At 66.9% G+C, this 9,090-nt stretch carries 2 protein-coding genes; one reads left to right on the plus strand and one right to left on the minus strand.

Annotated elements, in window-relative coordinates; translation table 11 throughout:
• The coding region (locus ACP93_RS20525; protein ID WP_343123113.1) for a non-ribosomal peptide synthetase at positions 1–8,161 on the minus strand (8,161 nt) is incomplete at its 3' end.
• Here ACP93_RS20525 and ACP93_RS22525 point away from each other — a divergent pair.
• Positions 8,045–9,090, plus strand: a 1,046-nt coding sequence (locus ACP93_RS22525; protein ID WP_343123114.1) for a hypothetical protein, incomplete at its 3' end; no start/stop codon positions are given. The two genes, ACP93_RS20525 and ACP93_RS22525, sit on opposite strands and share 117 nt — an antisense overlap.

A 9,090-nucleotide genomic window follows, 5' to 3' on the forward strand; every position in this document is an offset into this window, starting at 1 on the left:
GCGTGCCGGTCGTGCCGGAGGTGTAGATCACGTACGCCAGCTGCGTCGCCTCCATCCCCGCGACCGCCGGCGCGTGATCGGCATGCGCCGACAGCGCGTCGGCCATTGCCTCCAGGCGCGCCACCGGGACCCCCAGCGCGTCCGGCAGCTGCGTGCTCGCATCCGCGATCAACAGCGCTGGCTGCGCATCCTCCAGCATGAACGCCACCCGCGCCCACGGCAGATCCGGCGCCATCGGCACATAGGCAGCGCCGGCCTTCAACACGCCGAGTAGCGTCTCCACCATCGCCACGCCGCGCGACAGCGACAAGGCCACTCGCGCCCCGCGCCCGATGCCCTGTGCGCCCAGCCACTGCGCGATCTGGTTGGTCCGGCGATCCAACGCCGCGTAGCTGACCCGCCGCTCGCCCCACACCAGGGCCACCGCATCCGGGTGCGCCGTGGCCTGCACAGCGAACAACGCACCGATGCAGCTGTCGCGCGGATAGGGCTGCGCCGTCGCGTTCCACTGCTGCAGCACCTGCGCGCGTTCAGCGTCGCCCAGCACCGGCAGCGCCGAGACCGGCGCCGTGTCGTCGGCGGCCATCGCCGTCAGCAAGCGCTGCCAGTAGCCTGCGTAACGCGCCACGGTCGTCCGATCGAACAGCGCCGTCGCATAGTTCAGGCTCCCCTCGATGCCCTGCGCAGTTTCGCGCAAGCCGAGGGTTAGTTCGAACTGCGCGGTGCGCAGCGTCGCGTCCACCGCCGTCGCCTTGATGCCCGGTAACGACAATTGACCTTCGTCCTGCGTTTGCCAGGCCAGCAGCGTCTGGAACACCGGCGTGTGCGACGGATTGCGCGGCGGCTTGACCGCTTCGACCACTTGATCGAACGGCAGATCCTGGTGCGACTGCGCATCCAGCACGCAACGGCGCGTGCGCGCCAGCAGCTCGGCGACCGTGGGCGCCCCACCCAGGTCGATACGCAGCGCCAGCGTGTTGACGAAGAACCCGATCAGCGGCTCGACCTCCTCGCGGCTGCGCCCCGCGACCGGGCTGCCGATCACCACGTCGTCCTGCCCGGACAAACGGCCCAGCACTGCGGCCCAACTCGCAAGCAGGATCATATACAGGGTTGCACCATGCCGCTGGCCAAGCGCCTTCAGTCGCCCGGTCAGGTCCGCATCCAGGCTGACACCGAACGTGGCGCCGGCGAAATCCTGGTGCGACGGACGCGGACGGTCGGTCGGCAGGTCCAGCAAAGCGGGTGCCCCGCTCAACGCCTGACGCCAATACGCTGCCTGGCGCTGCGACTGACCGTCGGCCAACCAGTTCCGCTGCCATTGTGCGTAGTCGATGTACTGCACCGGCAACGGCGGCAGCGGATCGCCATTTCCCTGTAGATATGCGACATAGAAGCGGCTCAGCTCGTCCAGCATCACGCCGATCGACCAGCCGTCGGAGACGATGTGGTGCATCACCACTGCCAGCCCGAAATCGTTCTCGCCCAGCTGCGCCACTTGCACGCGCAGCAGCGGATCGTGCTCCAGGTCGAAGGCCTGCGCGAACAAGGCCTCGTTGAGCGCCGCGTTTGCCACTTCGATATCGCCTTGATCGCGCAGATCGTGCACGCGCAGATCGGCGGTGGCGTCCGCTGCCACCTGCTGCATTGGCTGCCCGTCGATCAACACGAATCGCGTACGCAGCACCTCATGCCGGGCCACGACCTGGTCGAGCGCATGCGCCAGCGCGGCCAGATCAAGCATGCCGCGCAGACGCTGCGCGCCCCACAAATGATAGGCGGCGCTGGCCCCGTCGATCCGGCTCAGGAACCACAGGCGCTGCTGCGCCTGCGACAAGGGCATGAACGCGCGACGTGGCGCAGGCAGGATCGCCGATTGATTCGAACCTGGCCCCACCGCGACGTGCGCAGCCAGCTGCGACAGGGTCGGCGACTCGAACAGCTCGCGCATCGACAAGTCGACGTCGAACGCCTTGCGGACCCGCGACGCCAGTTGCACAGCCAGCAGCGAATGCCCGCCGAGTTCGAAGAAATCGTCGAAGCGGCTGATCGTCTCGACCCGCAACAATTCCGCCCAGATCACGGCCAAGCTTCGCTCGGTCGCGCCTTGCGGCGCCTCGAAAGCGCGCCGCGCATAGGCCGAGCCGTCCGGCGCCGGCAGCACCTTGCGATCGAGCTTGCCGTTCGGCGTCAGTGGCCATGCGGCCAATCGCACGAACGCCGACGGCACCATGTACTCCGGCAAGCGCGTGGATAGATGTTCGCGTAGCGAGGCGATGTCCAGCGTTTCGTCGGCCAGGCAATACGCGACCAGACGCTTCTCGCCCGTCACACCCTCACGCGCCAGCACGACCGCTTCGCGAACGCCGTCGTGTTCGATCAGCTTGGCTTCGATCTCGCCCAGCTCGATGCGGAAGCCGCGGATCTTCACCTGGAAGTCGTTGCGGCCCAGCAGGGTGATCTTACCGTCGTTCGACCAACGGCCCAGATCGCCGGTGCAATACATCCGCGCGTCGGCATCGGCCGCGTACGGATCGCGCACGAAACGCTCGGCCGTCAGCTCCGGCTGGCCCAGGTAGCCGCGCGCCACACCTGCACCGGCGATCCAGATCTCGCCCGCGACGCCGACCGGCACCGGCGCGCCGGCCGCGTCCAGCACATAGACCTGCGTGTTGCCGACCGGGCCGCCGATATCGGCGACAAATCCGCTTTCGCGCGTCATCGTGGTCCAGGTCGAATAGGTCGTCGTTTCCGATGGTCCGTACAGATTGCACAGGCGTTCGACGTTGGCGCTGGCGAGGATGCGTTCGGCCAGCGAACGCTTGAGCGCTTCGCCCGCCACATTGACCACGCGCACGCTGGGCGGAATCGCTTGCGCCCGGGTCAACTCGGCCATTGCCGAGGGGACGGTGTTGATCAGCGTCACCGGAGGCGCCGCATCCAACAACGTCAGCGCGTTCGCGACCAAGGTCACCGTGCCGCCGACGGATAGCGGCGCGCCATACTCGAACAACGACAGATCGAAGTTGATCGAGGTCGAGAACAGGCAGTTGCTCAGGTCCTGTGCACTGAACGCCTGCGTGGCCCAACTCAGGAAGTTCAGCGCGTTGCGATGCTCGATCGCCACGCCCTTGGGTCGTCCTGTCGAGCCGGAGGTGTAGATCAGGTAAGCGAGATTGCACGCGCGCAAATCCGCGACCGCGACGTTATCGTCGGATGCGTTCGCCCACTGTACGGCGTCGGCGTCGATATCCACGATCGCCGGCGAGGATGCGTTGCCGCCTCGCTCCGAGGCCTGTGCCAGCACCGGCCACCCCACTGCATCGGTGAGCACCAAGCGTGGCGTTGCATCCTGGAGGATCTGCGTCAGGCGATCCGGTGGATATGTGGGATCCAAGGGCACATATGCCCCGCCCGACTTCAGCGTCGCCAGCAACGCCACCATCATCCCGGCCTTGCGTTCCAGGCACAGACCAACCCGGTCGTCGGGCCTAACGCCCAGACTGCGCAAATGCGCGCTCAAACGATTCGCGCGGCGATTCAGTTCGACGTAACTCAGCCGCTCCTCGCCCGCCACCAATGCGATCGCGTCGGGCGTGCGCCGCGCCTGGGCCTCGAACAAGTCGTGCAAGCGAGCCTCACGCGGGTACTCCAATGCCGTCGCGTTCCATTCCGACAGCATCCGCGCGTTCTCGGCGGCGTCCAGCAAGGGCAAGCGTGCGACGACGGCTTCGGCGTCAGCGACCATGCCATGCAGCAAGCGCTGCCAATAGTCGGCATAACGCAATACGGTCCCCGCATCGAACAGCGAGGTCATGTAGCCGAGCGCGCCCTCGATGCCGGTGCCGGTGTCGCGCAGATCGAGAATCAGCTCGAACGGCGCGGTCGTCGTCGCCAGCGCTTGTTCGGAGACGTCGATGCCCGCCAGATGCAGCCGCCCCTGGGGCTGGCTCTGCCAAGCCAACATCACCTGGAAAACCGGCGAATGCGCGGTGCTGCGCGGCGGCTTCACCGCTTCGACGATCCGATCGAACGGCAGATCCTGGTGCGCCTGTGCATCGAGCACCCGGGCACGCGCGCGCGACAACAGCTCGCCGACGGTCGGCTCGCCACTCACGTCGATGCGCAGCGGCAGCGTGTTGACGAAGAAGCCGATCAAGGGTTCGATCTCGGTGCGAGCACGGCCCGCGACCGGGCTACCGATCACGACCTCGTCCTGCCCCGACAAGCGGCTCAACACCGCCGCCCAACTCGCCAGCAAGGTCATGTACAGCGTCGTGCCGCAACGCTGACTCAACCTCTTCAGACCGGCGTAAAGCGCTTCGTCCAGCTGCAGGTCGATGGCCGCGCCGGCGAAATCCTGATGCGGTGAACGTGCACGATCGGTCGGCAACTCGAGCAGGGTCGGCGCACCGGCCAGGGTTTCGCGCCAATACTTCGCCTGGCGCTCGGCCGGGCCGCCAGCCAGCCACTGCCATTGCCACTGGGCGTAATCGATGTATTGCACCGGCAACGGCGCCGGCGATTGCGCCACAGCCCCGGTTTCCAAGGCATAGAACGCGCTGAGGTCGTCGAGTAGCACGCCGATCGACCAACCGTCGGAGACGATATGGTGCAGCACAGCGTGCAGGACATGGACGTCGTCCGCGATCTGCACCAGTTGCATGCGGATCGGCAGCTCCGTACCCAGATCGAAGGGCCGCGCGAGGAAGCCGGCGCCGAGCGCCTTGCCGGCACTCTCCGGGTCTTGCGCGGCGCGTACGTCTTCCAGGCGCAGATCGAACGCCTCCGCGCCGACAAACTGCTGCATCGGCTCGCCGTCCACCAGCACGAAACGTGCGCGCAGGATCTCATGACGCGCAACGATGCGCCGCAGCGTCCGCGCCAGCGCCCCGCGATCCAATGCGCCGGCCAGGCGCAGAGCGCCGGCCGAATGATACGCCGCGCTCGCACCATCGACCTGGGTCAGGAACCACAGGCGTTGCTGTGCCGGCGACAATGGCATGTATGGCTGACGCTGCACGATGTCGATCGCTGTCGCCGTAGACGACGTCGCGAGCGAGACGCGTTCGGCCATACGTGCCAGCTCGGAGGCCTCGAACACATCGCGCAAATTCAGTTCGACATCGAGCGCGTCGCGCACGCGCGTGGCCAGTTGCACGGCCAGCAGCGAATGGCCGCCGAGTTCGAAGAAGTCGTCGAAACGGCCCACTCGGTCCAGCTTCAGCAGCTCGGCCCAGATCTTCGCCAGCGCAGCTTCCACATGCCCCTGCGGCACCGCATCGCTGCGGCGGACATAGGCCGCGCCATCCGGCGCCGGCAAAGCGTTGCGATCCAGCTTGCCGTTCGGCGTGAGCGGCAGCGAGGGCAGAATGACGAACGCGCTGGGCACCATGTAGTCGGGGAGTTGCAACAACAGCCGGGTACGCAGGTCGGCGACGGTGGCGGATGAGTCCACCGACGTGGTCAGGTACGCGACAAGTCGTTTCTCGCCCGGTACGTCCTCGCGCGCCAGCACCACCGCCTCGCACACATGCTCGAACTCGGCCAGCCTGGCTTCGATCTCGCCCAGCTCGATGCGGAAGCCGCGGATCTTCACCTGGAAGTCGTTGCGGCCGAGATACTCGACGTTGCCGTCGGGCAGCCAGCGCGCCAGGTCGCCACTGCGGTACAGCCGTGCCCGCGGATCACGTGAATAGGGGTCGGCGATGAAGCGTTCTGCGGTGAGCTCTGCACGGTTGCGATAGCCGCGGCCGACCTGCACCCCGCCGATATGCAGCTCGCCGGCGACTCCGACCGGAACCGGCTCGCCGTGCGCGTCGAGCAGATAGATCGCTGTGTTGGCGACCGGTTTGCCGATCGGCACGATGCCAGCATGCGCGTCGTCGGCGCACCGCCAGTAGGTGACGTCGACGGCGGCTTCGGTCGGTCCATACAGATTGTGCAACTGCGCATGCGGCAATGCCGTCCGGAAGCGTTGCTGCAGGGCGTAGGGCAAGGCTTCGCCGCTGCATTTGACGTGGCGCAGCGAGCCGCAGCGCGCCAGATCGCTCTGCGCCAGGAAGGTCTGCAGCATCGAGGGCACGAAGTGCATCACGGTAATGCCGCAGCGCTCGATGGTCTCGACCAGGTACGCCGGATCCTGATGGCCGCCGGGACGCGCCAAGGTCAGGCGCGCGCCGGCCAGCAACGGCAGGAAGAACTCCCACACCGATACGTCGAAACCGAAGGTGGTCTTCTGCAGAACCCGATCGCTTGCGTCGAGCCCGAACTGCTCCTGGGCCCACAGCAAGCGATTGACCACGCCTCGATGTTCGTTCATCGCCCCCTTGGGCAGGCCGGTCGATCCGGAGGTGTAGATCATGTAAGCCAGGTGCGACCCGCTCACCCGGACCGACGGATTCGCGTCGCTGTACGACTGCGTCGACAGGCGATCGAGATCGAGCACGGGAAACGGCGTTTCGGAGCCCGCGGCCAGTGCGGCGACCGTCTCGGCCAGTTCGCCATGACTCAGCGCCGCTTTCGGCGCGCAATCATCCAGCATATGGCGCAGCCGCTGTTGCGGATACGAAGGATCGATCGGCACATAGGCCGCGCCGGATTTGAGGATCGCCAGCAGGCCGACCACCATCTCCAGGCTGCGCTCCATGCAGATCGCGATGCGATCCTCCACCGTCACGCCCATCGCAATCAGACGATGGGCAAGACGGTTGGCGCGGCAGTTCAATTCGGCGTAGCTCAGCGCATTGCCGCCGGCGCCGTCCTCGTAACTCAGCGCGACCGCATCCGGGCTGCGTTGCGCCTGCGCTTCGAAAAGGGCATGCACCGTGGTATCTGGGTAACGGCGTTCGGTCGCGTTCCAATCGTTCAGCAACCGGTTGCGCTCGGCGGCATCGAGCAACGGCAGGCGCGCCATCGCCGCGGTGTCGTTCAGCGTCATGCCGGCCAGCAGGCGCTGCCAGTAACCGAAGTAGCGCGCAACTGTCGCTTCGTCGAACAACGCGGTCATGTAACTCAGCGCGCCGACGATCTCCTCGCCCTGCTCACGCAAGTTCAGGATCAACTCGAACTGGGCGTTGCCCGCTTCCTGATCCAGGCTCTCGATGGTCACGCCGGGCATCGACAACCGCGCTTCGTCCTGGTTCTGCCACGCCAGCATGACCTGGAAGATCGGCGTATGCGCGGTGCTGCGCGCCGGCTTGGTCACTTCGACCACATGGTCGAACGGCAGGTCTTGGTGCGATTGCGCATCGAGCACGCGACGGCGCGTGCGGCTCAGCAGTTCCGCCACCGTTGGCTCGCCGCCCAGTTCGATGCGCAACGCGAGGGTATTGACGAAGAAGCCGACCAACGGCTCGATCTCGGCCCGGTTGCGACCGGCCATCGGGCTGCCGATCACCACCTCCTCCTGCCCCGACAGGCGGCTCAGCAGCGCCGCCCAACTCGCCAGCAGGGTCATGTAGAGCGTCACGCCGTGGCGCTGGCTCAGCGCTTTGAGCTGAGCGGTCAGGGTCGCGTCGAGCACGACATCCAGGGCGCTGCCGGCGAAGTTCTGATACGGCGGGCGCGGGCGATCGGTCGGCACTTCCAGCAAGGTCGGCGCACCGGCCAGGGTTTCGCGCCAGTACGCGGCCTGTCGCTCCAACTGGCCGCCGGCCAACCACTGCCGTTGCCATTGTGCATAGTCGATGTATTGGATCGGCAACGGTGGCAGAGGATCGTCGGCGCCTTCGACCTCGGCGGTATACAGGCAGCCGAGCTCTTCCAGCATGACGCCGATCGACCAGCCATCCGCGGCGATGTGATGTACTACCACATACAGCGCGTACTCCTCGTCCTCCAGTTGCGCCAGCAACACCCGCAGCGGCGGATCGACGCTCAGATCGAAGGGCTGCGCGTACAGCGCTTCGCCTCGCGCGACGCCCAAGGCGTCGCGGTTGTGTTCGCCGCGCAGGTCCTCGAAGCGCAGCCGCAATGTCGCATCTGCATCCACTCGCTGCATCGGCTGACCCTCGATCAGCACGAAGCGTGTGCGCAGCGATTCATGCCGCGCGACGACACGCTGCAGGGAACGCTCCAACGCGTCCACGTCCACGCGGCCGGTCAAGCGCAGCGCGCCAGCGGTATGATAGGCGGCACCGGCGCCATCGATCTGGGTCAGGAACCACAGGCGCTGCTGCGCAAGCGACAGCGGCATGTGCGGCTGCCGCTCGGCCACCGCGATCGTACTCAGTTGCGCGGCGTCGCCGCTCGCCAGACGCTGCGCCAGCTGCGACAGCACCGGCGCTTCGAACACCCAACGCAACGGCAGTTCCACGCCCAGGCTCTGGCGCACGCGCGAACTCAGCTGCACCGCCAGCAACGAATGCCCGCCCAGTTCGAAGAAGCCATCGTGGCGGCCGACCTGATCGACCTTCAGCAATTGGCTCCACAACTGCGCCAGGCGCTGTTCGATCTCGCCCTCTGGCGCCTCGTACGCACGCCGTGCATAGGCACTGTCGTCTGGCGCGGGCAGCGCCTTGCGGTCGAGCTTGCCGTGCGCGGTCAGCGGCCAGGCTTGCAACTGCACGAACGCCGCCGGCACCATGTACTCGGGCAACTGGCTGGCCAACCGCTCGCGCAACGCACCAGCGTCCAGCGCCTCGTCCGCGGCGCCGTTGGTCAGGCAGTACGCCACCAGCCGCGGCTCGCCGCCCTCCCCGCGCGGGACCACCACCGCCTCGCGCACCCCAGGGCATTCGAGCAGCTTGGCTTCGATCTCGCCCAATTCGATGCGGAAACCGCGGATCTTCACCTGGAAGTCGTTGCGACCCGCGAACTCCAGGCTGCCGTCCGACGACCAACGGCCGAGGTCGCCGGTGCGGTACATGCGCGCGCCAGGCTCGCTGCAGAACGGATCGGCGACATAGCGCTCCGCGGTCAACGCCTCGCGGTTCAGATAGCCCGGCGTGACGCCATCGCCACCGATCCACAACTCTCCGGTCACCCCGACCGGAACCGGCTGACGGTGCGCGTCCAGCACGTACACCCGGGTATTGGCGATCGGACGGCCGATGCTGATGCGCGCTTCCTCCGCGCTCAGCGCCGTCG

It is taken from the genome of Xanthomonas sp. NCPPB 1128 (assembly GCF_001043115.1).
Classification (GTDB): domain Bacteria; phylum Pseudomonadota; class Gammaproteobacteria; order Xanthomonadales; family Xanthomonadaceae; genus Xanthomonas_A.